Source organism: Paenibacillus sp. FSL R5-0490, from assembly GCF_001956215.1.
GTDB lineage: Bacteria > Bacillota > Bacilli > Bacillales > Cytobacillaceae > Cytobacillus.
This window is the reverse complement of the sequence record NZ_MRTQ01000012.1, coordinates 113353-139999: the sequence shown is the minus strand read 5'-3', so window position 1 is coordinate 139999 and position 26647 is coordinate 113353. Positions and strand designations below refer to the sequence as shown.

At 44.6% G+C, this 26647-nt stretch carries 27 protein-coding genes; 23 read left to right on the top strand and 4 right to left on the bottom strand.

The annotated features are described in order from the left end of the window. Positions 1-211 precede the first annotated feature (211 nt). From lgt to hisIE, 12 genes are all read left to right on the top strand, one after another. Complete coding sequence (gene lgt, locus BK139_RS12165) at positions 212-1036, top strand: prolipoprotein diacylglyceryl transferase (protein ID WP_076258999.1); 825 nt, start codon at positions 212-214, stop codon at positions 1034-1036. 19 nt (positions 1037-1055) lie between these two features. Continuing rightward, entirely contained in the window at positions 1056-2003 is a 948-nt protein-coding gene (locus tag BK139_RS12160; protein WP_076258997.1) for a nucleoside recognition domain-containing protein, read from the top strand. After that, positions 1993-2640, top strand: coding sequence for a pyrophosphatase PpaX (gene ppaX, locus BK139_RS12155; protein ID WP_076258994.1), 648 nt, complete (start codon positions 1993-1995; stop codon positions 2638-2640). Before BK139_RS12160 ends, ppaX begins: the two co-directional genes overlap by 11 nt. Next, complete coding sequence (locus tag BK139_RS12150; protein WP_076258991.1) at positions 2637-3188, top strand: acyltransferase; 552 nt, start codon at positions 2637-2639, stop codon at positions 3186-3188. Before ppaX ends, BK139_RS12150 begins: the two co-directional genes overlap by 4 nt. Before the next feature lie 219 nt (positions 3189-3407). Then, positions 3408-4592 carry an ATP phosphoribosyltransferase regulatory subunit gene (locus BK139_RS12145; RefSeq protein WP_076258989.1) on the top strand — a complete coding sequence of 395 codons (1185 nt, stop codon included), beginning with the start codon at positions 3408-3410 and terminating at the stop codon, positions 4590-4592. After that, positions 4589-5233, top strand: a complete 645-nt coding sequence (hisG, locus tag BK139_RS12140) for an ATP phosphoribosyltransferase (protein ID WP_035329276.1) — start codon at positions 4589-4591, stop codon at positions 5231-5233. Before BK139_RS12145 ends, hisG begins: the two co-directional genes overlap by 4 nt. Before the next feature lie 16 nt (positions 5234-5249). Then, entirely contained in the window at positions 5250-6521 is a 1272-nt protein-coding gene (hisD, locus tag BK139_RS12135; RefSeq protein WP_076258987.1) for a histidinol dehydrogenase, read from the top strand. 15 nt (positions 6522-6536) lie between these two features. Then, a complete protein-coding gene (hisB, locus tag BK139_RS12130) occupies positions 6537-7124 on the top strand; it encodes an imidazoleglycerol-phosphate dehydratase HisB (protein WP_061793397.1) in 588 nt (195 codons plus the stop codon). Further along, positions 7125-7763 (top strand): imidazole glycerol phosphate synthase subunit HisH, encoded by a 639-nt coding sequence (hisH, locus tag BK139_RS12125; RefSeq protein ID WP_061793396.1) that lies wholly within the window; start codon positions 7125-7127, stop codon positions 7761-7763. After that, positions 7760-8497 (top strand): 1-(5-phosphoribosyl)-5-[(5-phosphoribosylamino)methylideneamino]imidazole-4-carboxamide isomerase, encoded by a 738-nt coding sequence (gene hisA, locus BK139_RS12120; protein WP_076258985.1) that lies wholly within the window; start codon positions 7760-7762, stop codon positions 8495-8497. Before hisH ends, hisA begins: the two co-directional genes overlap by 4 nt. Continuing rightward, positions 8491-9249, top strand: a complete 759-nt coding sequence (gene hisF / locus BK139_RS12115; RefSeq protein ID WP_076258983.1) for an imidazole glycerol phosphate synthase subunit HisF — start codon at positions 8491-8493, stop codon at positions 9247-9249. Before hisA ends, hisF begins: the two co-directional genes overlap by 7 nt. After that, a complete protein-coding gene (hisIE, locus tag BK139_RS12110; RefSeq protein WP_076258981.1) occupies positions 9246-9887 on the top strand; it encodes a bifunctional phosphoribosyl-AMP cyclohydrolase/phosphoribosyl-ATP diphosphatase HisIE in 642 nt (213 codons plus the stop codon). Before hisF ends, hisIE begins: the two co-directional genes overlap by 4 nt. 45 nt (positions 9888-9932) lie before the next feature. Here hisIE and BK139_RS12105 read toward each other — a convergent pair whose 3' ends face one another. The 4 genes from BK139_RS12105 to BK139_RS12090 all read right to left on the bottom strand — a co-directional run bounded on the left by BK139_RS12105 (position 9933) and on the right by BK139_RS12090 (position 13455). Further along, positions 9933-11171 carry an NAD(P)/FAD-dependent oxidoreductase gene (locus tag BK139_RS12105; RefSeq protein ID WP_076258979.1) on the bottom strand — a complete coding sequence of 413 codons (1239 nt, stop codon included), beginning with the start codon at positions 11169-11171 and terminating at the stop codon, positions 9933-9935. After that, a complete protein-coding gene (locus tag BK139_RS12100; RefSeq protein WP_076258977.1) occupies positions 11168-11500 on the bottom strand; it encodes a (2Fe-2S)-binding protein in 333 nt (110 codons plus the stop codon). The genes BK139_RS12105 and BK139_RS12100 overlap by 4 nt, the downstream gene beginning before the upstream one ends. Then, positions 11493-11768, bottom strand: coding sequence for a (2Fe-2S)-binding protein (locus tag BK139_RS12095; protein ID WP_061793390.1), 276 nt, complete (start codon positions 11766-11768; stop codon positions 11493-11495). The genes BK139_RS12100 and BK139_RS12095 overlap by 8 nt, the downstream gene beginning before the upstream one ends. Positions 11769-11844: 76 nt before the next feature. Further along, positions 11845-13455, bottom strand: a complete 1611-nt coding sequence (locus BK139_RS12090; protein ID WP_076258973.1) for a sigma-54 interaction domain-containing protein — start codon at positions 13453-13455, stop codon at positions 11845-11847. 164 nt (positions 13456-13619) lie between these two features. On the opposite strand from BK139_RS12090, the gene BK139_RS12085 reads away from it, so the two are divergent. The 11 genes from BK139_RS12085 to BK139_RS12035 all read left to right on the top strand — a co-directional run bounded on the left by BK139_RS12085 (position 13620) and on the right by BK139_RS12035 (position 26635). Beyond that, positions 13620-14846, top strand: a complete 1227-nt coding sequence (locus tag BK139_RS12085) for an NAD(P)/FAD-dependent oxidoreductase (protein ID WP_076258971.1) — start codon at positions 13620-13622, stop codon at positions 14844-14846. Beyond that, complete coding sequence (locus BK139_RS12080; RefSeq protein ID WP_076258968.1) at positions 14846-15883, top strand: proline racemase family protein; 1038 nt, start codon at positions 14846-14848, stop codon at positions 15881-15883. Before BK139_RS12085 ends, BK139_RS12080 begins: the two co-directional genes overlap by 1 nt. Next, positions 15880-16833 (top strand): proline racemase family protein, encoded by a 954-nt coding sequence (locus BK139_RS12075; protein WP_076258966.1) that lies wholly within the window; start codon positions 15880-15882, stop codon positions 16831-16833. The genes BK139_RS12080 and BK139_RS12075 overlap by 4 nt, the downstream gene beginning before the upstream one ends. A gap of 31 nt (positions 16834-16864) precedes the next feature. Beyond that, complete coding sequence (gene dapA, locus BK139_RS12070; RefSeq protein WP_076258964.1) at positions 16865-17758, top strand: 4-hydroxy-tetrahydrodipicolinate synthase; 894 nt, start codon at positions 16865-16867, stop codon at positions 17756-17758. A gap of 20 nt (positions 17759-17778) precedes the next feature. Beyond that, the gene (locus BK139_RS12065; protein ID WP_076258960.1) at positions 17779-19281 is read left to right on the top strand and encodes an aldehyde dehydrogenase family protein; all 1503 of its coding nucleotides are present in this window, start codon (positions 17779-17781) and stop codon (positions 19279-19281) included. Positions 19282-19424: 143 nt separating this feature from the next. After that, a complete protein-coding gene (locus tag BK139_RS12060) occupies positions 19425-20888 on the top strand; it encodes an alanine/glycine:cation symporter family protein (RefSeq protein ID WP_076258958.1) in 1464 nt (487 codons plus the stop codon). A 470-nt stretch (positions 20889-21358) separates the two neighbouring features. Then, positions 21359-22858: a tetratricopeptide repeat protein gene (locus tag BK139_RS12055; protein WP_076258956.1), complete on the top strand. Its 1500-nt coding sequence runs from the start codon at positions 21359-21361 to the stop codon at positions 22856-22858. 127 nt (positions 22859-22985) lie between these two features. Continuing rightward, positions 22986-23936 (top strand): thioredoxin-disulfide reductase, encoded by a 951-nt coding sequence (trxB, locus tag BK139_RS12050; RefSeq protein ID WP_061791823.1) that lies wholly within the window; start codon positions 22986-22988, stop codon positions 23934-23936. A 345-nt stretch (positions 23937-24281) separates the two neighbouring features. Continuing rightward, complete coding sequence (locus tag BK139_RS12045; protein WP_035329286.1) at positions 24282-24740, top strand: 8-oxo-dGTP diphosphatase; 459 nt, start codon at positions 24282-24284, stop codon at positions 24738-24740. A gap of 27 nt (positions 24741-24767) precedes the next feature. Continuing rightward, a complete protein-coding gene (gene rapZ / locus BK139_RS12040; RefSeq protein ID WP_076258954.1) occupies positions 24768-25661 on the top strand; it encodes an RNase adapter RapZ in 894 nt (297 codons plus the stop codon). Continuing rightward, entirely contained in the window at positions 25658-26635 is a 978-nt protein-coding gene (locus BK139_RS12035; RefSeq protein ID WP_076258951.1) for a gluconeogenesis factor YvcK family protein, read from the top strand. Before rapZ ends, BK139_RS12035 begins: the two co-directional genes overlap by 4 nt. Positions 26636-26647: the final 12 nt, after the last annotated feature.

Sequence of the window (26647 nt, the reverse complement as noted above, 5' to 3'; positions counted from 1 at the left end):
GCTCCTAGGGACTCGAGGTCATAAGCCGTTCCCTTCCAGAAGGAAAAAACACCTTCTTACAGGGACCGTCTTATGCTAGTCGTCCCTGGGCAGTCGCCTCAACATTTCTGTCAATCCGGCACAAAGGTTAAAGAACAACCTTCATGCCGGCTTGTCTTATGCTTGTCGCCGATAACCGGGCGCCTTGCGCTTTTCGGAAGGAGAAGTGATCATGGAAAACAATATTCAGCCGTTAGATCCGATTGCCATTTCCCTTGGGCCGATTCAGGTCCACTGGTATGGTCTGATTATCGGCCTCGGCATTGCACTGGCTCTCATTATCGCGATGAGGGAAGGGGAAAGAAGGGGACTCCCTAAAGACATCTTTGCCGATTTAATGCTGTGGGCCATTCCCATTGCGATTATTTCCGCCAGGATCTATTATGTTATATTTCAGTGGGATTTTTACTCGGAGAACCCGGGTGAAATCATCAAAATATGGAATGGCGGAATTGCCATTCATGGAGCCTTGATAGGTTCTGTCATCACCGCTTATGTTTTTGCAAAGAAAAAGAAAATATCATTCTGGAAGCTTGCTGATATTGCAGCGCCAAGCATCATTTTGGGGCAGGCAATCGGCCGCTGGGGAAACTTCATAAATCAGGAGGCGCACGGGGGAGAAGTCAGCCGGGCATTCCTGGAGAATATGCATCTGCCTGAATTTATCATTAACCAGATGTATATTAACGGAGCTTATTATCATCCGACATTTTTATATGAATCCGTCTGGAATATCATTGGATTTATCATCCTTATATTATTAAGAAGAGCAAACTTAAGGCGCGGGGAGCTTTTTCTCTCGTATGTCATCTGGTACTCGATCGGGCGTTTCTTCGTAGAAGGCCTGCGGACAGACAGCCTGATGCTTACTGAGAATTTAAGAATTGCTCAGACAATATCTATCGTTCTTATTATTGTGGCGCTGGTTCTGATTTTTTATAGAAGAGCAGAAGGTCTTGCCAAAGCTCGTTATTTGGATAAAGCCGAGGGGAAATAACACACAGGGGAGAGTAGAAATGCTGGTTGAATCATCCAAAAGGGGGCTGATGGCCGGCTTAAAAACAACATGGACACTCGGGAAAGTCATATTCCCGGTTACGCTGATTGTGGCACTGCTGCAGCATACGCCAGTGCTTCCATGGGTTATCAAGCTGATCACGCCCCTTATGAACTTGATTGGGCTGTCAGGAGATGCAGCCATACCGCTTGTTTTGGGGAACTTCTTGAATTTGTATGCCGGGATTGGAGCTATCCTTACGCTCGATCTAACGGTTAAAGAAGTGTTTATTATTGCCGTCATGCTGTCGTTTTCACATAATATGCTGATTGAAACGGGAGTGGCGCTGAAGGTCGGCGTTAAGCTTTGGGTCGTTCTTACCGTCCGTTTCGGATTGGCGCTGTTAAGCGCCATTGTCATCAACCTTGTTTGGCAGGGTGGATCGGAAACGGCTAAGTACGGATTTATTCCGGCTAAAGAAGAGCAGGTATCTGGGGCAGGGCCAATCCTGCTGGATGCACTGCAGACGGCTTTGCTTGGCATTCTTCAGCTTGCTATCATCGTCATCCCGCTGATGATCATTATTCAGATCTTAAAAGATAAGCAATGGCTTGCTGTCTTTTCAAGATGGATGGCGCCTGTGACCAGGGCACTTGGAATGAAAGAAAATACGTCTACAACTCTTGCAGCCGGATTGGTGATTGGCCTTGCCTATGGGGCGGGTGTCATGATCCAGGCTGTAGAGGAAGATGGCGTCAGCAAAAAAGATGTAACGATCGCATTTATTTTCCTTGTAGCCTGCCACGCAGTCGTTGAAGATACTTTGATTTTTGTGCCGCTTGGCATTCCGGTCTTGCCGCTTCTGCTGATCCGTCTGGGTGTGGCGATCATTCTGACACTGGTGGTGGCGATGATTTGGAACCGTGCTGATCTGGCAAAAAGAAAGGAAGCAACATATGAGCATTAACACATTATTATTTGACTTAGATGGAACACTGATTGACACAAACGAATTGATTATTTCCTCATTTTTGCATACGCTCGGAAAATATTATCCTGACCGCTATCAGCGGGAAGATGTACTTCCGTTCATGGGGCCGACCCTGCATGAAACATTTGAGACCATCAACCCTGAAAAAGTGGAGGAAATGATCTCGGTTTACCGGGAGTACAATATTAAGAACCACGACGTGCTGGTGAAGGAATTTGACGGCGTGTTTGAAACGGTCCGGACTTTAAAAGAATCAGGCTATAAACTGGGCATTGTTACGACAAAAGTTTCCAATGTAGTTGAAAAGGGCTTAAAGCTGACTAATCTTGATCAGTTTTTCGATGTGGTTGTCACGCTTGATCATGTGGATAAGCCAAAGCCCGATCCGGAGCCAATCCTGAAGGCGTTGAGCCTGCTGGATGCGAAGCCGGAGGAAGCCATTATGGTTGGCGATAATTCACACGATATCGATGGCGGAAAAAACGCCGGCACCAAAACAGCTGGTGTTGCCTGGACAGCGAAAGGCCGTGAATTCCTCGCGCGCTTTGAACCGGATTATATGCTGGACAATATGGCTGACCTGCTCGATATCCTTGAGGCAGAAAACCAATGAGAAAAACGGAGCGTTTTCCGGTAGAGGGAGGCAATTCTCTCTGGCATGTGTATAAAACGGTTCCGTTCCTGAAGGTGGTCAAAAACTTTATTGTGATCCAGCTTGCACGCTACACGCCATTTCTGGGCATGAAAAATTGGCTCTACCGTAATTTCCTGAGAATGAAGGTGGGGGACCAGACATCATTTGCACTAATGGTGATGCTGGATGTTATGTTTCCGGAAAAAATTAGTGTCGGCCGTAACACGGTCATTGGCTACAACACGACAATCCTCGCTCATGAATACCTGATTAAGGAATACCGCCTTGGCCGGGTTGATATTGGCAGTGAAGTTATGATTGGCGCAAACTCAACTATACTGCCGGGTGTCACAATTGGTGATGGAGCCATTGTTTCAGCCGGAACGCTTGTCCATAAAGATGTTCCGGCCGGAGCCTTTGTCGGCGGCAACCCGATGCGTGTCATCTATACAAAGGAAGAGCTTGCCGCTCGCTGGGCGGACGATCCGATATATGGTGCAGATAATAATAAAACTCCGCTTGCTTAGGCTGGCGGAGTTTTTATAATTAATAACTTCAAATAACCTATAGAAAAAAGAACAAACTATATAAGTAAGCTCCTTTTTAAAAAAAGGAGTCTTTTTTATTTTTCAGTCTCTTTTGGTTGACGGCGTGGTGAATGCGCGTTAAACTACATATAACTTCAATCTACTACCATATTAGCGAACTAAAGGATTCGGAATTTTTAAGTCATAGAGGTGAATGGTTTGAGCCGATTATTTATGTTTGAAAAGCCGTTAGGCATGAGAGATACATTACCTGATCTATACGAAAGAAAAGCTGCAGTCCGTACATCCATCCAGGAGGAAATGAAACGCTGGGGCTATCAGTTTATCGAAACGCCTGCACTTGAATATTACGAAACAGTCGGAGCTGCTTCAGCGATATTGGATCAGCAGCTGTTCAAGCTGCTTGATCAGCAGGGCCATACCCTGGTGCTCCGGCCGGATATGACAGCACCAATTGCAAGGGTGGCAGCATCCCGTCTCTTAAAAGACGAGCTGCCGATCAGGCTTGCGTATTCCGCCAATGTTTACCGCGCACAGCAGCGGGAGGGCGGCAGGCCGGCTGAGTTTGAGCAAATCGGTGTAGAATGTATTGGCGATCATACGATCAGTGCGGATGGCGAAGGAATGGCGCTCATGATCTCTGCTTTAAAAGAAGCGGGGCTGCAGAACTTTCAGCTTTCAGCCGGCCACATCGGATTTGTCCGTGACTTCTTCCAGCAGATTTTAGGGACGGAAGAAAGAGTGGAAAACCTGACAAGGTTTTTATATGAGAAAAATTATGTAGGGTACAGGGAGCATGTAAAGAGTCTGGCTCTTTCGTCCATTGATAAACAAAGGCTTCTTGATTTCCTAAAATTAAGGGGCGGGGTAGAAGTCATTGAGATTGCCTATGGCCTTCTGGAAAACGGCACAGGAAAAAAGGCATTAGCTGAGCTTGAACAGCTTTGGGCTATTATGCAGGACTACGGCCAGGAAGGCACAGTTAAATTTGATTTAACGCTCGTCAGCCATATGAGCTACTATACGGGTATTCTTTTTGAAGTATATGCAGGAAATGTTGGTTTCCCGATCGGAAATGGCGGACGCTATGATCTGCTGCTTCAAAAGTTCGGAAAAGATACGGGAGCAACCGGCTTTGCCATCAGATTGGACCGCCTGCTTGAAGCGCTCGAAGACAGCAATGAGGCAGAACCTGTTTACTGCATTTTATACAGTCCGGAGCGCCGCAAAGAGGCATTCGATTTTGCGAAGGAAGAACGTTCTGCCGGAAAGAAAGTGGTCCTGCAGGATATTAGCGGTGTTAAGGACATCGATGCCTGCACCAGCCAGTACGAGGACATTACCTTTTTAGTCGGAAAAGCTGGAAAGGAGAGCATAAAATGAGTGATGTTTTAACGATTGCCATGCCAAAAGGCCGCATTTTTGAGGAAGCAGCTGAATTGCTCCGCCGTGCAGGCTTTCAATTGCCGCCGGAATTTGATGATTCACGTAAATTGATCATCGATGTGCCGGAAGAGAATTTCCGCTTTATCCTGGCAAAGCCGATGGATGTGCCAACGTATGTGGAACATGGGGTAGCAGACCTTGGGATTGCCGGAAAGGACGTCATGCTTGAAGAAGAGCGGGATGTCTACGAGCTCCTTGATTTGAAAATCAGTGCCTGCTATCTCGCGGTTGCTGGACTGCCAAACACAAGGCTGAATGATGTTGCTCCTAAAATTGCTACAAAGTATCCGCAGATTGCAGCAGCGTATTTCCGTGAGCAGGGGGAGCAGGTGGAAATCATTAAACTGAACGGCTCCATAGAACTGGCTCCGATGATCGGGCTGGCGGACCGGATCGTGGATATCGTATCAACCGGCCGAACACTGAAAGAAAACGGGCTCGTTGAATACGAAACCATCGTCGGAATTACATCAAGATTGATCGTCAATCCAGTCAGCTACCGCATCAAGGATGAACGAATCAGCGAGCTGGTTGGCCGGCTGACAGAAGTTATTTCAGGAGAAGAAATAAGCTCTTAAAAGGATGTAGAACCTTATGAAAATTTTAAAAATTGATGACCAGATTTCAATTAAACGGTCTGTTGATAACGGAACAGAAGAACAGCGGGCGATTGTAAAAAATATAATTGAAACAGTCCGCCAAAACGGCGATCAAGCTTTAAAAGAGTACACAGAAAAATTTGATGGCATCTCTCTGGATGAATTAAAGGTACCACAGGCTGAAATAGAAGAAGCTTTGAGTCAAGTGGATCGAAAAATCCTTGAGATCATTAAAGAAGCTGCCGAAAATATCCGGTCTTTTCATGAAAAACAGCTTCGTCCTTCCTGGATGACAACAGAAGAGAACGGTACAGTCCTTGGCCAAAAGATTACACCGCTTGATTCAGTCGGCCTGTATGTTCCGGGCGGAACGGCGGCATACCCGTCATCCGTACTTATGAATGTGATTCCGGCAAAGGTTGCGGGGGTCAAGAGAATCGTGATTACTTCTCCTCCTGATAAAAAGACTGGAAAGCTGCCTCCGGCTGTTCTGGCAGCAGCACACATCGCCGGTGCGGAAGAAATCTATAAAGTCGGCGGAGCACAGGCAATCACTGCATTGGCATATGGAACTGAATCGATCCCGCCTGTCGACAAGATCACAGGTCCGGGGAACATCTACGTTGCCCTTGCAAAACGCGAAGTTTTTGGGGATGTTGATATAGATATGATCGCAGGTCCTAGTGAAATCGCTATATTGGCAGATGACACAGCACATGCGGATGAAGTGGCGGCAGATTTATTATCACAGGCAGAACACGACCCGATGGCAAGCGCAGTCCTTGTGACACCATCATCTGCTTTGGCAGAAGCGGTGTCAGCAGGAGTGGATCGCCAGCTTGCCGAGCTGCCCCGCCAGGAAATTGCCGCTGGGTCCATCAGCAATTACGGAGCTATTTATGTGACGGAAAGCATGGATGAAGCTGTTGAAACAGTTAACAGTCTTGCTCCTGAGCATCTGGAGATTTTAACAGAGAATCCGATGGAGCTTCTTGGACGGATTCGTCACGCAGGAGCGATCTTCCTCGGAAGATTCAGCCCTGAACCGGTTGGCGACTATTTTGCCGGGCCAAACCACGTCCTGCCGACAAACGGGACAGCCCGTTTTTCGAGCCCGCTTAATGTGGAAGATTTTCAAAAGAAATCAAGCATTCTTTTATACAGCGAAAAAGCATTAAAGGATAATGGCGAAAAAATTGCGGCCTTTGCACGTCTGGAAGGCCTGGAAGCCCATGCCAGATCCATTGAGACAAGACTAAGAAAATAAGCTGGAGGAATAATCATGGCCAGAACTGCTGAAATTTCACGTAAAACCAATGAAACGAATATCACTCTATCCTTAAATATAGACGGAGAAGGCAAAAGCGATCTGGAAACAGGCGTGCCTTTTATGACACATATGCTGGACCTGTTCGCCAAGCACGGACAATTTGACTTGAACATCGTCGCAAATGGCGATACAGATGTGGATGATCACCACACAACAGAGGACATTGGCATCTGCCTGGGCCAGGTGCTGAAGGATGCTCTAGGAGATAAAAAAGGCATCAAGCGCTATGGAAATGCTTTTGTGCCAATGGACGAAGCACTGGCTCAAGTGGTGGTTGACCTCAGCAACCGCCCTCACCTGGAGATGCGGGCGGAGTTCCCGAGCCAAAAGGTGGGGACATTTGATACAGAGCTAGTGCATGAATTTCTATGGAAACTCGCGCTTGAAGCGAGAATGAACCTGCATGTCATCGTTCACTATGGACAGAATACACACCACATCATTGAGGCGATTTTCAAAGCGCTGGCACGTGCGCTGGATGAAGCAACGACGATTGATCCGCGGATTAAGGGAGTTCCCTCAACGAAAGGGCTGTTGTAAATGATCGGCATCATCGATTACGGAATGGGGAATTTATTCAGTGTCAGTAAAGCGCTTGAACGGTTGGAGGTTCCTTATTTCCTTTCTGAAAATAAAGACGAGCTTCTGAGAGCGGATGCCCTAATTTTACCGGGTGTCGGCTCTTTCAAGGATGCAATGAGTATCTTAAATTCTACTGGCCTGGCAGATCTGGTTAAGGAGTTTGCTGATACAGGCAAGCCGCTTCTTGGCATTTGCCTTGGCATGCAGCTTTTATTTGAAAGCAGTGAAGAAAATGGACTGACAGAAGGATTGCAGCTTCTGCCTGGGCATGTGAGGCGTTTTCCCGGTTCAACAGCAGAAGGTGAAACGTACAAAGTTCCGCATATGGGCTGGAACCGTCTTGAATTCCTGCAGGGTTCGCCGATTTTAAATGGGCTTGATGAAGATTATGTCTATTTCGTCCACTCTTATTTTGTAGATACAAATGATGAAGAAGTAGTTATCAGCAGGAGTTTGTATGATGTAGAAGTGCCGGCAGTGGTTGGCAGAGGCAATGTGTTCGGCATGCAGTTCCACCCTGAAAAAAGCAGTTCGCTCGGCATGGCGCTTTTACGCAATTTCACCGAGCTGGTTGAAGAAAGGATGTCTGTGAAATGAGTTTTACCATCTATCCGGCAATCGATATGAGAGGCGGCAAGTGCGTCCGGCTGCTGCAGGGGGATTATGATAAGGAAACGGTGTATGGCGACTCCCCGTTTGATATGGCCAAAAAGTTTGCTGATGAAGGAGCGGACTGGATTCATATGGTCGATCTTGACGGGGCAAAGGATGGGAAGCGGGTTAATGATCAGTATGTCATCCAGGCTGCCCGCGAACTTGGGGCCTCTGTCCAGATTGGCGGGGGAATCCGTACAGAAGAAGACATCCTGCATTACCTTGATAATGGCGTAACACGAGTAATCATCGGTAGCATCGCCGTCTCCAATCCTGAGTTTGCTATTGACATGATCCGCAAATATGGCAAAGCCATAGCGGTAGGACTTGATGCGAAAAATGGCTATGTGGCTACACATGGCTGGCTTGAAACGTCTGAAGTAAAGGCAGTTGACTTAGGCATGCGATTTGCCGACGCCGGTGCGGAAACATTTATCTTTACAGATATCGCAACAGATGGAATGCTTTCTGGACCTAACGTTGAAGCTGTTCGCCTGCTTGCGCGGGAAACTGGCAAAAGTGTAATTGCATCCGGCGGGGTCAGTCAGCTGGCTGACTTGGCGGAACTTCAGGAATATGCATCTGAAGGTGTTTCCGGCGCCATCGTCGGAAAGGCCATTTATGAAGGCCGGTTTACCGTAGCGGAAGCCCTGAAAGAGGTGAAGGAAACATGCTGACTAAACGCATCGTACCCTGTCTGGATGTAAAAGACGGCCGCGTGGTAAAAGGGGTGCAATTCGTACAGCTGCGTGATGCAGGTGACCCGGTTGAGCTTGCCCGCTTTTATGATGGGCAGGGAGCTGACGAGCTGGTCTTCCTCGATATCTCCGCCTCTCATGAAGGACGGAAAACAATGGTTGAGGTAGTGAAGGCTGTTGCGTCTGAGCTGGCCATTCCCTTTACAGTCGGCGGCGGGATTAACGCGCTGGAAGATATGAAGCGAATTTTGCGGGCAGGTGCTGATAAGGTGTCTCTTAATACAGCTGCCGTAAATAATCCTGGTTTAATTACAGAAGGGGCAAATTTCTTCGGATCCCAGTGCATCGTTGTCGCAATTGATGCCAAATACGATGAAGAGATCTGTTCCTGGCGCGTGTACACACATGGCGGACGGACACCGACAGATCTTGAAGTCATTGCCTGGGCCCGTGAAGCGGCTGAGCGCGGCGCCGGAGAAATTTTACTCACAAGCATGGACTCGGACGGAGAGAAAAAGGGATTTGATCTTAAGCTGACAAAAGCAGTCAGCGAGGCCGTTTCGATTCCGGTTATTGCTTCTGGCGGGGCAGGAAACGCCGATCACTTTGCAGAAGCATTTATTGATGGGAAAGCGGATGCCGCGTTGGCAGCATCTATTTTTCACTATAAAGAAACATCTGTGGCAGAAGTGAAAGCTTTTATTAAGGAAAAAGGGGTGGTAGTCCGATGAATATCGATGGTATAAAGTTTGACGAAAAGGGACTGATCCCTGCCGTTGTGCAAGATGCGAACACAAAAGAGGTATTAACATTAGCTTTTATGAATCGGGAATCCCTTTTAAGGTCGGCGGAAACAGGGGAGACCTGGTTTTTCAGCCGTTCCCGAAATGAGCTCTGGCACAAAGGGGCAACAAGCGGAAACACGCAGAAAATTGTAGAAATGAAGCTTGACTGTGACCAGGATGCCATTGTGGTATTGGCTGAACCAGCGGGACCTGCCTGCCACAAGGGAACAGTCACCTGCTTTGAGGAAAGAGTATACGGGGAAGAGTCAGGCGGTTTATCTGACTTTGAAATCCTTAATACACTTGAAAAAGTCATTGAAGAACGCGAAAAGACACGCCCAGAAGGAGCCTACACGACCTATCTTTTTGAAAAAGGCGTGGATAAAATCCTGAAGAAAGTCGGCGAAGAATCCGCAGAAGTTATCATCGCTGCGAAAAACCGTGACAAAGAAGAACTTAAATGGGAAGCGGCCGACCTGATTTATCATTTGATGGTGCTGCTGCGCGAGCAGGAACTGCCTTTTAGCGAAGTCCTGAAAGTGCTTAATAAACGGCATGAAAAGAAAGAACCGTCCTCCGAATAGGGAGGGCGGTTTTTTGCGAATATTTGCTTTTGGATGATTATCATTTCATCCTATCTCCTGTAAAGAATCCTGTTCTTTCCCATAAAGATCGTCCCAAAGTTCATAGACTTTCCTCCGGCCGTTTGCAATTTCAGGGTTGAATTGGATGGCAGCGTTTTGACGGACTGTATGAACGTTTCTCAGTGCCTGTTCAAGCTTCTTAGTGATGTCAGTGCTGCCTTTTCCAGCATATTTAGCAATCGAAATCCCTGCTGTTGTTCCCTGGGCTATGGCGATTTTTCCGCTTTCAATCCCAGTGATATTTCCGGCAACAAATAATCCTTCGAGCGGAGTTTCCATTTTTTCAGAATGAAGCGGAACATGTCCCCCAAGTTCTGGTACGTATTGGAATGGGCAGCCGGCAACTGCTGTAAGCTCTGCTAACGGGTACAAGCCGCCTGCGATACACACGAAATCTGCTTCGTATATTTTTTCCGTACCTTTGACCACGTTTCCATTCGCATCAATATCTGCAGTGAGGACGCCTTCCACTTGATCCTTTCCAAGTATTTCAAGTGCTGCTTTCCTAAGCTGCAAGGGTGTTCCATTCACCTTAACGCCGCTTTTAGGGTAAAATTTCATTCCTAATTTGCGGAATCCTCTATTTTTCATAAAGCGGCTGCCGAAACGCAAGATTGGTGACGGGGCAAGGTGTGCTGCATTTAGGAGTGACTTCAAGACTTCCTCTGGTTTTCCGGCATTTTGGCTAAGCGGACTCTTTTCTGGCAGCACAATATGTTCCACATTGATTCCGGCTAATTGGAGCTCGTTTAAAATGGCAAATGCCAGAATGTTTGCACCAATGATGATGCCTTTTTTGCCAACCTCGACCCGATGAACATTCGTCATGACCTGTGCAGCTCCAATGGACATAACACCTGGAAGAGTCCAGCCTGGCACAGGAATTGGGAACTCAGCTGCACCAGTTGCCACCAGCACATAAGGAGCTATCAGTGTTCCTGTATTAGTATGAACATTCCAGCAATCCTTATCTTTTTCAAGGTTATATACAGAAACGCCGCAGCGGATATCTACTGATAGTTTCAGTGCTTCGTTGTGCAGACGAGTTGATTCTTTTATTCCATTCCACCATTCTCCAGATGGTTCTTGGTGCAATTGGCCGATTAATCTTCCGCCTGGCCTGACAAATTCATCAATGACGGTTACTTTTAAGCCATACTCAGCACAGGCTATGGCACCAGCTAAACCGGCTGGCCCAGCTCCAATTACGATTACATCTGTCATTGATTCTCCACCATCCTTTTAACTAGATTAGGATGATGCTTTCCTCTTTCAACAGCCATTTTTTCCTTCACAACCGTTAAACAGGCTCTTATATTGGCCTGCCCATTAACATGTACACGGCATTCCATACAGTGGCCGATATTGCAATAAAACCCTCTTGGTGTTCCACTCTCCTCATGAACCCGCAGTGTTCTCACACCGTTTGCCAGCAGAGCTGCCGCGATTGTTTCAGTTTCATATGCTTCATATTCTTTTCCATCAAAGGTGAATGGAATCTTTTTTCTATCATCTAATTTGCCTAAAACCGGATGATCTATAATTCTAGCCATTATTATCACCTGCCGTTCCAAAAGTTACAGGGCGAATTGGAGGCTGATATTTTAAGGGAATTTCACCTTCGCCTGTATTAGGGACGATACTTTCAATAATCCGATCGACCATGACCCTGCAAGTGCGTCCTCCACAAAATCCCATTCCAGCTCTTGTTCTAAGCTTCAATTCCCTGGATGTACACTGATGTTCTTTTGCAGTTGCGAAAACCTGCCCATAGGTAACCTCTTCACAGCGGCAGATCACAAGTGCCTCATTGTTACTCATTTGGAAATCCTCCTCTTCAGGTATATGCAAAAATACAATGCAAAAATCGTACCAACTTTGAAGCCTGGATATTAAATCAGCTTAAGCCAAGACGTTTGAGACGATTGTAAAGAGTCGCTCGGGTGATTCCCAGTTTTTTCGAGCATTCTAATTTGTTGCCGCCGGTTAATGCCAATGCTTTTTCGAGCACTTGCTTTTCATGACGATCCATTTCTTCCTGAAGCGGCACAATGCCCGTTTTTATTTCTATGCTGTTTTCCTGAAGATCCATATCAGATGCAGCTGGATAGCTCATTGCTGAGTGGAATGGCAAATATTCTTTTCGAATGACTCCATCTGTTGCAAAAACAACCAGCCGTTCAACCACATTACGCAGTTCCCGAACATTGCCCGGCCAATCATAATGAAGCATTTCCTGCATAACTTCCTGTGAAAAATGATGGATCGGCCGCTGATAGCGCAGTGAAAAATCATTTAAAAAGTAATGAATGAGTTCAACGATATCCTCACAGCGTTCTTTTAAAGGCGGGATTTTTAAACTGACAACATTCAGCCGATAATATAAATCCTCCCGAAATTGGCCTTCGTTTATTAATTCTTTTAAATCCCTATTGGTTGCAGCAATTACCCGGAAATTTGCTTCAATCTCTTTTTCACCGCCAACCTTGTAATATTTTCTTTCTTGAAGCACACGAAGCATCTTGACCTGCATTTCCAAAGGCATTTCGCCAATTTCATCCAGGAAAAGAGTTCCCCCTCTAGCAAGCTCAATTTTTCCTTTTTTTCCTCTATGATCTGCACCCGAAAAGGCCCCGCGTTCATAGCCAAATAATTCGCTTTCAAATAATGAAGCTGGAATAGCACCGCAATTAATTGATATAAATGGTGCTTCAGGTCCTTCAGTTGCCTCATGAATGGATTTGGCAAAGACCTCCTTGCCGACTCCGCTTTCTCCTAAAATCAATACAGTTGACCGGACAGAGCACACCTTTTTCGCCATTTCTACAGTCTTTTCCATCACCGCGCTTTTCCCTTTAATGTATCTAAAGGGATCTGAAGGTCTGTATTTCGCCATTTCCTGTTCTAAACGGTGAACCTCAGTCGACATATTAAATAATTTCTCATTAAGAACCACCTGGCTTGTCACATCAGTTTCCGATACAACAGCCCCGATAATTCGTCCATTAAAGTGAACGGGGTTTGAATTTATTAAGACAAATAGATCAGATCTTGGCTGGTGATGCTTTCCCCGGATTCTTTTTCCTTTGTACAAGGATTCCAGGATTTGCAGATTCTGATGTTCAAAGAATTCTATTATTGGTTTGCCCACAATCTCATCTTTTTTTACAGAGAAGATTTTTTCGGCTCCCTCTGTCCATGTGCGGACACGTTCATCAGCATCAATCACTGTGACTGAAGCGTCCGATGTATGGATGACAGCTTCATAGAAAGCCTTTAATTGGTTGTAGGAATCATGCAAAAAATCAATGATTTGTTCATTTGTGATGGAGCCGAGTACTTGACCGCTTGAATTTACAACGGCAACGGCTGCATGACGCTTGCAGGCATCAGCTAATGAAGCAAAGGTATCATCTAAATAAACACTGACTAAGGCACTTTCATTATCTGTGTTAAGACAGATGAAATTATTTTCAATTATTTCTTTGACTGAAGGTAATTCAAACATGACAGCCTCCTAGTGTGTAAATTTTCTTATACACTGTTTAATATTTTATACACTATTTTATCAATTTTTTTGACAATTAAGAACAAAACAAAAAAATCTCTGTTTGGGCTAGAAGGATAATTATTAGAAGATTCTTATTTCTGAGTAAGGTTATAAAAGTTGGCATGTTATTTGCATTAAAAAATGATGTAACAAGACGAAGGGAAGTTGGTTTTGTGAGAAATCATTGTGACGTTCTGGTTATAGGCGGGGGAATCATAGGCTGTGCAATTGCCTATTATACTTCTAAATCAGGAAGAAATGTAACAGTTATCGAAAAAGGTGAATTTGTCAGTGGCACGTCATCCCGCTGTGACGGGAATATTTTAGCTATCGATAAAGATCCTGGCTTTGATAGTCAAATGTCACTTGTCAGTCAGAAGTTAGTAGATGAATTAAGCAGAGATTTGAAGCAGCCTTTTGAATATCGTGCACCTGGAAGCATCCTTGTCTGTGAGACAGAAGAAGAAATGGAAGCCGCACAAAAGTGGGTTGACCGGCAAAAGGAGGCCGGCTTGCCGTTCAGGATGCTGGACAGACAGGACATTCGCCAGGATTCAAAGTATTTTGCTGATGATTTATTAGGCGGCTTAGAATGTGCAACAGATTCAACTGTTAATCCATACCTTCTTGCCTTTAACCTTCTTGAGGGGGCAAAGGAGATGGGCGCTAAGGCCCATAAACAAACTGAGGTTACTGGAATGAGAAGGGAGCCGGACGGTACATTTACCGTTGAAACATCTAATGGCACTTTCACCGCGAACTATGTTATTAATGCTGCAGGTGTATGGGCTCCATATATCGGAGAGATGCTGGACTTGTCTATTCCAATTAAACCAAGAAAAGGCCACATAATTGTCGCATCACGCCAGGAATTTGTAGGACCGAGAAAAGTGATGGAATTTGGCTACTTAATATCAAAATTTGGCGGCAGGCGCCAGGTTGACCCCATTACTGAAAAATACGGAGTAGCCCTTGTTTTTGAACCAACTGAAAGTCAAAACTTCCTGATTGGAAGCAGCCGGGAATTTGTTGGGTTTAATACAAAGATCAACAATGAAATTATTAAATGCATTGCCAATCGGGCCATTCGATTTTATCCGAAAATGGCTGACATGATGGTCATACGTTCCTATGCTGGTTTGCGGCCATGGACGGAGGATCACTTGCCAATTGTGTCAGAAGTAGAGGGGATTCCAAACTATTATATTGCAGCAGGTCATGAGGGAGACGGAATTAGCCTTGCCGCTGTTACTGGAAAAGTAATAGAGGAAATGCTTAATGAAAAGGAAACTTGCATCCCAATTGAGCCGCTGAGATTTTCTCGATTTAAGGAAAGGGTGAGTACCTGATGAAAGCAAATCGAGTTTTTACAACCATTGATACACACACGGGCGGAAACCCCACGAGGACATTGATTAGTGGACTCCCAGAGCTAAAAGGAGCGACAATGTCCGAAAAAATGCTTCATATGCAAAAGGAATATGACTGGATCCGCAAGCTCCTGATGAATGAACCAAGAGGACATGACGTCATGTCAGGAGTACTCTTGACAGATCCATGTCATCCGGAAGCAGATATCGGTGTTATATATATCGAAACCGGCGGATATTTGCCAATGTGCGGACATGACACAATCGGTGTTTGTACAGCATTGGTTGAAGCGGGGCTAATACCTGTTCAAGAGCCAGTAACTGCGATAAAAATTGATACACCAGCCGGCCTTGTTAAGGCAGAGATTAAGGTAGAGAACGGAAAAGCAAAAGAGGTTTCCTTCTGTAATGTCCCGGCCTTCCTGTTAAAGAGTGTCTCTGTTGATGTTGAGGGAATTGGAATCGTTGAGGCAGATATTGCTTATGGAGGCAACTTCTATGGAATCATTGATGCCCAATCTGTTGGATTAGAACTGACACCGGAGAATTCTTCAAAAATCATTGAAAAGGCTATCAAAATTAGAAATACAATTAACGAAAAAACGGATGTCGTTCATCCGCAATATCCATTTATTCGCAGTCTGACCCATATTGAGTTTTTCACTGAGCCAACCCATGAAGAAGCAGATGTGAAAAATACGGTTGTTGTCCCTCCTGGCGGGATTGATCGTTCACCATGCGGTACAGGCACTTCGGCTAAATTATCTGTCCTCTATTCCAAAAAGGAGATAGGTATTAATGAAGAATTTGTACATGAGAGTATTGTCGGCTCTTTATTCCGCGGAGAAATCCTTGAAACAGCAGATGTTCAGGGTGTAGAGGCTGTTATTACAAGAATCACTGGTTCAGCCTGGCTAATGGGAATGCACCGGTTCTTTTATAACGAGGAAGACCCGCTGAAAGAAGGCTTTTTACTTATTCCCCCAATGGAACATGAAATGGAGGATGTGAAATGAAAATTCAAAAGTCTTACACAGCAACTGATGTACACGTAGCAGGTGAGGCATATCGAATTATTAAGGATGTCCCACTTATTCATTATACAAGTATACAGGAGCTAAATGAGCAATTTCGGATTGCCTATGAGGAGGAAATTAATTTTCTTTTAAATGAGCCCCGCGGATTTGCTGGACTGATGGGTTGTCTGGTCGTTCCGCCTTTTATAAGCGAAGCCGATGCCGCTGTTGTTTTTTTCGACCATAACGGAACCGTTCCGATGCAATATGGCGGAATCACTGCTGTCATAACCGCATTGTTAGAGTGTGGCCAACTAAAGGCCAAGTCTTCAGGTGAATACAGACTTGAAACAATCAGCGGTGTTATTAGTGTCGCTGCAACTATGAAAGATGATGAAGTGAAATTAGTTAAATTAAAAAACGAGCCATGCCAGGTTGTGCAAACCAATGTGCCAGTGTCTTATTTAGATTTAAAGACAGAAGTATCTCTAGTCCAAGCCGATCATCTTTATGCGATTTTTGATAAAGCAGAGCTGCCTTTTGAGATTGAGATGGAGGACCTTCCAGTCATAAATCAATGGGGGCAAAAGGCGATTGAAGCCTTAGAAGGCAAACATGCCTTCAGCAGAGTGATCTTGATGGATCACTCGCAAAAAAATGAAGGCAAAATCAAAACGGTAACCTTCCGTCCGGATTGTTATATTGTGCGTTCTCCAGGATTTGGAACTCTAGCTGCCTGTTGCAGCTATTTAATAGAAAATGGGGATATACCTTCTGATAGCCCAATTGAAAATGAAAGCATTTTCAACGGCAAATTGACAGCCGAGCTTTCAGCACAATTTGCAGCAGGTTACGAGTTTAGTTTTTCAGCCCGGGGATTTATTACGGGTATGCAGACATATGTATTAGACCCGGCAGATCCATTATTCGCAGGGTTTTTATTAAAATAAGAAACTATTAAAAATAGGGAGGAAAATTAAAATGACTGCAATTAGAGGAGCTTATCCAGTATTAATTACACCAATGACACAGGAACAGGAAATTGATTGGGGCGGAGTAAAGAATAATGTCAATTACTTTGTCGATCAAGGTGTGGCAGGTATCGTCATCAATGGGAGTACTGGTGAATTTGTCAGTCTGTCAAGAGAAGAAAAATACCAGATGGTAGAAACTGTTATGAAGGAAGCAGGCGGCCGCATCCCTGTTATTGTGGGTACTGCTGCGGAAACAACAAGGGAAACAATCGAGTATACAAAGCAAGCTGAAGTACATGGAGCGGATGCTGCTCTAATCATTAACCCTTTTTACATGAAGCCAAAGGAAAATGAAATCTACCATCATTTCAAAGATGTATCCGGCAGTGTCAATCTTCCAATCATGCTTTATAACAACCCATTTACTTCTGGTGTGAATATGAGTGCAGATTTAATGCTTCAGATTGGCAGGGATTGCGAAAATGTGACTCACATTAAAGAATCAAGCGGTGAAATCAGCAAGGTAAGAGATCTTGCAAGAAAAGGAAAAGGAGATTTTGAAGTATTCTGCGGTGCTGAAGAGCTTGTAATGGAGTCTTACTTAGTTGGGGCAACTGGGTGGATTTCTGTTGCAGGAAATATCGTGCCAAAGCTGGTTACAGATATGTATAACCATTTCCAAAAAGGAGAGTTTGAAGAAGCTTGGTCCATCAATGATCGTATTTTACCACTGTGCGCGTTCCTTGAAGGATCTGGAAAGTATGTGCAAATTGTGAAGAGAGCCATGGAATTGACTGGCCAGGCTGGCGGGCCTGCGCGATACCCTCGTTTAGGCCTATCACCGGAGGAAGATCAAAAGCTAAAAGACCTGCTTGCAAGTTTAGAGACAGTAAAAAACTAAATTAGTGAAGGAGTGAGAACATGCAAGCGACAAATTACAATCTGAAACCAAAAGTTCAAGAATTCCTGGAAGGTGTGAAAGGATTATACATTAACGGTAACTATGTACCGGCGATTAGTGGTAAAACGTTTCCCGTCGTTAATCCTGCAAACGAAGAGGTCATTGCAGAAGTAAGTGAAGCGCAAGAGGAAGATATTAACGCTGCGGTAGCTGCTGCAAGAAAAGCATTCGATGAAGGCGAATGGACAAAGATGGATGCCGCTGAACGCTCTCATCTAATCTATAAATTTGCGGATCTCTTAGAAGAAAATCGGGAAGAACTCGCTCAACTGGAATCATTGGATAACGGAAAGCCCTGCAGGGTTGCTTTGGCAGATGATGTTGACGGGACAATCCAGCATTTTAGATATTACGCAGGCTGGGCCACAAAAATATTTGGTAAGACAACTCAGGTTTCAAAGAATTATGTAACCTATACGGTACACGAACCGGTTGGGGTTGTAGGCCAAATTATTCCATGGAACTTCCCGCTCGCCATGGCTGCCTGGAAGCTCGGATCTGCACTTGCAGTCGGCTGTACGGTTGTGATTAAACCGGCAACTGAGACACCATTATCTCTTCTCTATGCAGGAAAGCTATTCAAAGAAGCAGGGTTTCCGGATGGTGTTGTGAATATTGTGCCGGGAACGGGCAGGATTGCGGGAGAAGCGATTACTGCACATAAAGATGTCGATAAGATAGCGTTCACAGGCTCAACGGCTGTCGGAAAAGAAGTAATGAAAAAAGCTGCAGATCAAATTAAAGGTGTTACGCTGGAGCTTGGCGGAAAATCGCCAGCCATTGTTTTAGAAGATGCTAATCTTGAGGAAGCAATTGAAGGGGTATTTAACGGAACGATGTACAATCATGGGCAAAACTGCAGTGCCTGTACACGTGTATTTGTCCAGAGAAACATATATGATCATGTAGTAAAAGCCTTAGCAGAACGGGCGAAAGCAATGAAGCTGGGGGATGGAATGAACCCTGAAACGGATATGGGCCCGCTTGTGTCAGCGAAACAGCATCAAACTGTTCTTAATTATATAGAACAAGGGAAGGAAGAAGGTGCGCGACTCGTGACAGGCGGCAATAAAGGATTTGAAAAAGGATATTTTGTACAGCCAACTATTTTTGCTGACGTACAGGATCATATGGTTATTGCACGTGAAGAAATCTTTGGTCCGGTCATGTCCATTTTCGTTTTTGATACGATTGATGAGGTCATTAAACGGGCGAACGATAGTGACTATGGTTTAGCTGCAAGTGTCTGGACAGAAAGTATGAAAAAGGGTCATTACATTGCAAGCAAGCTGCAATCAGGTACAGTCTGGATTAATGATTTTGGACTTGAATGGGAAACAATGCCTTTCGGCGGCTACAAACAATCAGGAATCGGCCGCGAAATGGGTGGAGAGTATGGCCTGCAAAACTATACGGAAGTGAAAAGTGTATTTGTTAACATCAAGCATGATGAGTTTTTATAAGGACCAATGGGACAAACTGTGCACGGATTGATGGGAGTGGGACAGTGTTTTGTCCTATTCCGCCTTTATTTATCTGAATATTACTAATTTACAGATTGAAAGAGATGGAACTATCTACTTAAAGTATAAAAAGGTGGGATAAGATGGAAGAATTAGTGAATAAAGCGTCGGGGATGGTTTGGAGTCTTGGATTGGTAGCTTTCGCGCTTGGTGCTGGATTGTTCTTTTCCATTATGACACGCTTTGTGCAATTTAGATATTTTAAGGAAATGATTAAACTTCTTTTTGAAAAGGGTAACCCAGAATCCGGTGTGTCCTCTTTCCAGGCGTTTTCAATGGCTTTAGCCGGCCGGGTCGGTATTGGAAATATCGCTGGGGTTGCTACTGCGATCGCATTTGGCGGTCCGGGAGCGGTTTTCTGGATGTGGGTCATGGCTTTATTAGGAGGAGCAAGTGCTTTTATTGAATCCACTCTTGCTCAGGTCTATAAAGTAAAAGATGGTAAGCAATACCGGGGCGGAACTCCTTATTTTATTGAAAAAGGTTTAAATATGAAATGGTTTGCGGTGTTTGTTGCGATTGTTGTTACCATCTGCTATGGAATTTTAGTTCCTGGTATTCAGGCCAATACGATTGCTGTTGGATTCGAAAACACAATTGGTCTCAATAAAAGCATCACTGGAATCATTCTTGTTATATTACTTGGCATCATTATTTTTGGCGGCGTGAAGCGAATTGCTAATGTTGCGGAAAAAGTTGTCCCCTTTATGGCCTTAGGGTATGTGGTTATCACTTTCGTACTTTTATTTGCAAATGCAGCAGAAATTCCAGAAATGCTTTGGCTGATTATTTCCAGTGCATTTGGTGCAAACGAAATGTTTGGCGGTATAATCGGTGCAGCGATTGCATGGGGCGTTAAGAGAGCGGTATTCTCTAACGTTGCTGGTGTAGGGGAAGGAACTTATAGTTCAGCTGCAGCAGATGTATCCCATCCGGCAAAACAAGGTCTTGTTCAAGCATTCTCTGTTTATATTGATACCATCATTGTTTGTACAGCTACTGCACTTATGATTCTAATTACCGGCATGTACAGCGTTACCCCAGAAGGAAAGCAGCCGATTGTTGAAAATATCCAAGGTGTTGAAGCAGGACCAATGTGGACACAGGCGGCTGTTGAGAGCGTGATCCCTGGGTTTGGTGGTTTGTTTGTTGCAATTGCTATCTTCTTCTTTGCCTTCACAACTCTGATGGCTTACTACTATATTTCTGAAACAACCCTCGTTTACCTTGGCAGAAAGAGAAATCTAAAAGGGCTTAAAGCAGGATTGATGATTGTTTTCTTAGGAATGATCTACTTAGGAAGTGTCGAAAATGCATCTTTATTATGGGCGCTCGGAGACTTTGGCTTCGGAAGCATGGCCTGGCTTAACTTAGTTGCTATTCTATTCCTGACTAAAACAGCCTTAAAAGTGTTTAAAGATTATGAAGAACAGAAGAAAGCAGGCATTGAACCAGTCTTCGATCCTGTTAAACTTGGCATTAAAGGTGCAGATTTTTGGGAGGAGAAATTGAAAGAAAGTAATTCAAAAGACAAGAAGGTAATATAAGAGAAGTACAGCCGGAAACAGAGAACACATTCCATTTTTTTTATTCCAAAATTCTTATTGCACGTGGTGGCAGCATCACTGCTGACTGCTGGAGCCCAGGTTGGGAACCGCCAGACCTCCAGGCTGTCACCATGTTTATTTCAGCAGCTGGATTCCCAATCCTCACTTACTAAAGATGATACATAAAATAATTTTTAAGAAAGCTGACATCTTATGCTTCTATAAAATATCAAAAGAGGTCTCCTCATTATATCCAGCCGATTAATAGATTTCCTCAGCCAAACTGCCGCTTAATCTCCGAAGTAAACACCATCACCGCTAAATCAACGCAATAACCCTTTAAAACTTAACCGTGATAAGATTTCCAATAAAAAATCCCAGCTTAAAAATAGTATTGTCATTTCTTCCCTTCTCCATAGGCTTGTTCGTGTGATATACTACTTTAGTTACTAACATTTATGGAGGATTTCATGAGTAAAGACTCTAAAGCTAGACACCAAAAGGGAAAGTTACTGTCATTTATCCCGAATGGTGAGTACTATTTTTCCAAAGGGATTAAGGCGTACCACCGCAGGGATTTTCATAAAGCGAAGAAATATTTAATGCGGGCTATGCAGCTTGAGCCGGGTGAACCGATGATTGTCTGCCAGCTTGCGATTGTTCATTCAGAAATGGGTGAGTATCAGGAGTCGAATCAGCTGCTTCATATGATATTGGAAGAGCTTGATGAGGATATGTCGGAGTGCCATTATTTCCTTGCCAACAACTATGCTCATATGGGTCTTTTTAAAGATGCTTACACACATGCCAATACGTATCTGGATTTGGATCAGGACGGAGAGTTTACGGAAGATACAGAGGATCTGCTGGAGCTTCTTACGCTTGAAGCGGATGATTTGGATGACGAGCTGTACGAGCAGGATGATTTGATTACGAAGCAGGAACATGCACGGGAATTGCTGGAGTCCGGCCATTTTCCAAAAGCGGTTGAGATTCTGAACTCTGTTATTGATGAGTATCCGGAGTATTGGTCCGCATACAATAATTTGGCCCTGGCGTATTTTTACCTTGGAGAAGTGCAAAAGGCATCAGATATTTTAGAGAAGGTACTGGAAGAAAATCCGGGCAATCTCCATGCTCTTTGCAACAAGCTGGTCTTTGCTTTTTACGAGCGGGATTTCCGGCAGGTGCGCCTGTTAAAAGAGGCTCTGAAAAAAATTAAGCCGCTTTCGGTTGAACACCAGTTCAAGCTGGGTGCCACTTTTGCTCTGACCGGCGAGTATGAGGCTTCCTTTGCATGGCTTCGCAAGCTTCAGAAGAAAGGCTTTGAAGGGGACGGACCATTTTATTACTGGCTATCCTATTCCGCCTATTTTACAGGACGCGAAGAGCTGGCGAAATCAGCATGGAAGAAGGCAATTGAAATCAATCCGGAAAAAGAAGGCTTCGAGCCCTGGAACGATGAAAAAGTAACCAGCAGCGGCTTTGAAGACCATTACTCTTCCATATTGAAAAAGCTGGAAAGCGACTATATTGAAGAGCGGTTATTCGGCCTCTTCCTAACATCGGTATCCAGCAGAAGAGATGAAATTCTCACCTCTGAAGCTATTTTACAAAACAATAAGTTTTCAGCTGTTGAGAAGGAGTACCTTTCTTTCGTTAAAACTGAGAAGGAAGCGCCTGCCCGGGTTCAGGCTGCGCACGAAACAGCCCAGCTGTTTTATGAAAACTTCCACCCGATCGGCACGGTGGAAGCCGGACTTTATTTAATGTGGTTTACTATTTTTGCAGAATTGACAAATAACCGGCAGAATATTAAAAACAAAAATGCCTGGGCTGCAGCCATTGAGTATGTCTGGCATAAGCTTCGGAACGAAAAGGTTTCCCAGTCAAACATTGCAGGAAGATACGGCATTTCCGCTTCGACGATGGGCAAATATGTAAAATCGGTGAATGACCGCCTTCAGTGAGCAGATATTTGGACGGAACACGTGCCAATTTTATAGGATAACAGTAAGAAGGTCATACTATAATATGCGTACTTATAAAGTGTTTGATTAGTTACTGGATTTCTGATTACTGAAGGAGTGAATCGCTGTGACTGAAGAAAAAATTTATGATGTCATTATCGCTGGCGCAGGACCGGCAGGAATGACTGCTGCTGTATATACATCTCGTGCAAATTTGTCTACTCTAATGATCGAACGCGGTGTTCCGGGCGGGCAAATGGCCAATACAGAAGAAGTGGAAAACTATCCTGGTTTTGGCCATATTTTAGGGCCGGATTTATCCACCAAAATGTTCGATCATGCGAAGAAGTTTGGCGCTGAATATGCGTATGGAGATATTAAAGAAATCATTGACGGCGAAGAATACAAAACGGTTGTTGCCGGATCGAAACAATATAAAACACGCTCAGTCATCATTTCTACTGGTGCCGAGTACAAAAAGCTTGGTATCCCTGGTGAGAAAGAGCTTGGCGGACGCGGCGTATCCTATTGTGCAGTCTGTGATGGAGCATTCTTTAAAGGCAAAGAGCTTGTGGTTGTCGGCGGCGGTGACTCTGCTGTTGAGGAAGGCGTATATCTGACGCGTTTCGCCTCTAAAGTGACTATCGTTCATAGACGGGACCAGCTTCGTGCGCAGGCGATCCTGCAGCAGCGTGCGTTCGACAATGACAAAATTGACTTCATCTGGAACACGACAGTGAAGGAAGTTAATGATAAGGACGGAAAAGTAGGAAGCGTAACGCTTGTTTCTGCTGAAACAGGCGAAGAAAGAGAATTCAAGGCAGATGGTGTATTCATCTATATCGGCATGGTTCCGCTTTCCAAGCCATTTGAAAGCCTTGGCATCACGAACAGCAATGGCTATATCGAAACAAACGAAAGAATGGAAACAAAGGTGGAAGGCATTTTTGCAGCAGGAGATATCCGCGAAAAATCTCTTCGCCAAATCGTTACAGCTACAGGTGATGGAAGCATCGCTGCCCAAAGCGCCCAGCACTATGTGGAAGAATTAATGGAAAGCCTGAAAGAGAAGAAATAATTTTTAGAAAAAATAGCCACTGGTTGAAAAGATTTACAAAAAGTCATGGGGTTTTAATTCTCCTGTAACCTTGATGAAATAAATTTCGGGTAGTATAGGAATAGAAATTGACCCCCTTTTAAAGATATAATCCTTTTTACAGCACAGGCACATGTCTGTGCTCTTTTTTTTGCGTAAATAAAGTATGGTTTGAAGAAGTTTTTTAGAAATCTGTATTCATTGTGGCTCTAAGACAAAAATAGTATAATGAAAAGAATAAGAAAAGCACGTTAGCCAGCCTTTACTTAAGCGATTAAATGAAAAAGGCGGCAACAGCATGATTTTGGAAATTAGAGGTGAAATGTGTTGCAGCGAGTCACGAACTGTGTGTTACTGAAAGACGATAAAGTATTGCTTTTACAAAAGCCGAGAAGAGGCTGGTGGGTGGCTCCGGGCGGAAAGATGGAGCCGGGTGAATCAGTGAGGGACTCGTGCATCCGTGAGTTCAGGGAAGAAACAGGCATCTATCTGCGCAATCCGAATATTAAGGGCATTTTTACGTTCATCATGAAGGATGGCGAAAAGGTTGTACAGGAATGGATGATGTTTACTTTTCTGGCTACAGCTTCTGATGGACTGAACCTGGATGAATCAGAGGAAGGCAAGCTTCGCTGGCATCCGTTTTCAGAGATAAAGAATCTGCCGATGGCTGCCGGTGATTCGCATATTCTGGAGTATATGATTCATGGCCAGGGAATGATTTATGGAACATTTACGTATACGCCGGATTTTGAATTGCTTAGTTACAGGCTGGATCCAAGCTGAATTTGACAGATACAGGGGGAAACAAAAATGAGTACGGGTGCAGTTAATGATACTCAAATGGTGATTATTACGGGAATGTCAGGAGCAGGGAAAACAGTAGCCATCCAAAGCTTTGAAGATCTTGGCTTCTTCTGTGTAGACAATTTGCCGCCGACGCTGCTTCCTAAATTCCTTGAACTTATGAAGGAATCCGGGAATAAAATGAATAAGGTGGCATTGGTGATGGATTTGCGCGGCCGTGAGTTTTTTGACCACCTGTTTAAGGCGCTCGATGAATTGTCCGAGACATCCTGGGTCACTCCGCAGATTTTATATCTTGATGCGGATGATTCGACACTCGTCAGAAGATATAAAGAAACAAGACGATTCCATCCCCTTGCACCATCGGGATTGCCTCTTGAAGGCATCAAGCTTGAGCGGGAGCTGCTCGAGGAATTAAAAGGCAGGGCCCGGCTGATTTATAATACGTCACAAATGAAACCGAGGGAATTGCGTGAGAAAATTCTTACGGAATTCTCATTGAATAAAAAAACCATATTTACGGTTAACGTCATGTCCTTTGGCTTTAAGCATGGAATTCCCATTGATGCCGACCTGGTATTCGATGTCCGGTTCCTTCCGAATCCCCATTATATTGAGCATATGAGGCCGAAGACAGGATTGGACGAAGAGGTATCGGGCTATGTGCTGAAATGGACTGAAACCAGTAAATTTCTTGAGAAGGTTACGGAGCTGCTGAGCTTTATGCTTCCGCATTATAAGCGGGAAGGGAAGGCTCAATTGGTTGTGGCAATTGGCTGTACGGGAGGCCAGCACCGTTCGGTAGCGCTGACGGAATATATTGCAGACTACTTCAGCAAGGATTACAATACGGCAATTACCCACCGTGACATCGACAGGAGAAAGGAACACATCAAATGAACCGACAGCCAAGAATCGTCATCATCGGCGGAGGAACGGGGCTGCCTGTCCTCTTAAGGGGACTGAAGCAGTACCCTGTTGATATTACTGCCATTGTGACAGTAGCCGATGATGGCGGCAGCTCAGGAAGATTGCGAAATGATCTTCATATCCCGCCGCCCGGTGACATCCGCAATGTGCTGGCCGCTCTTTCAGACGTAGAGCCCCTCATTGAGGAGATGTTCCAGCACCGCTTTGCGACATCCAATGAATTGTCCGGGCACTCGCTTGGCAATTTAATTCTCGCGGCAATGACCTCGATTACAGGAAATTTTGTTCATGCGATTCAGGAAATGAGCAAGGTGTTAAATGTAAGGGGAAAGGTGCTGCCGGCTGCGAACCAGAGTGTGGTCCTTCACGCTGAAATGGAAGACGGGACTATCGTATCGGGAGAATCAAAAATTCCTTATTCCGGCAAAAAAATCAAGCGGGTATTTTTAACTCCTAAAAATATTAAAGCCCTGCCTGAATCACTGCAGGCAATCAGACAGGCTGACATGATCATCATTGGCCCTGGAAGCTTATATACAAGTATTCTTCCAAACTTGCTTGTTCCCAGGCTCGGACGTGAGGTCTGTCAATCGAGAGCAAAAAAAGTCTATATATGCAATTTAATGACACAGGCAGGCGAGACGCTCGATTATACAGCAAGTGACCATGTAAAAGCACTTTATGATCATATGAGCTGTGCTTTTATTAATACCATCCTGGTAAACAATGAAGAAATTCCTGCCCATATTCAGGAGCGGTACAGCGAGGAAAAGGCAAGGCCTGTTGTGTATGATACAGGTGCTCTAGCCGAATTGGGCCTTAATATTATGCACGGTGAAATTGTCAGCCACGAAGGCGGGATCATACGCCATGATACAAAAGAGGTTGCCCAAATGCTTTATAATTTAATTTTACATGAAACCAATAGGCGTTTTAACGCGTAATATAAAGGTGTA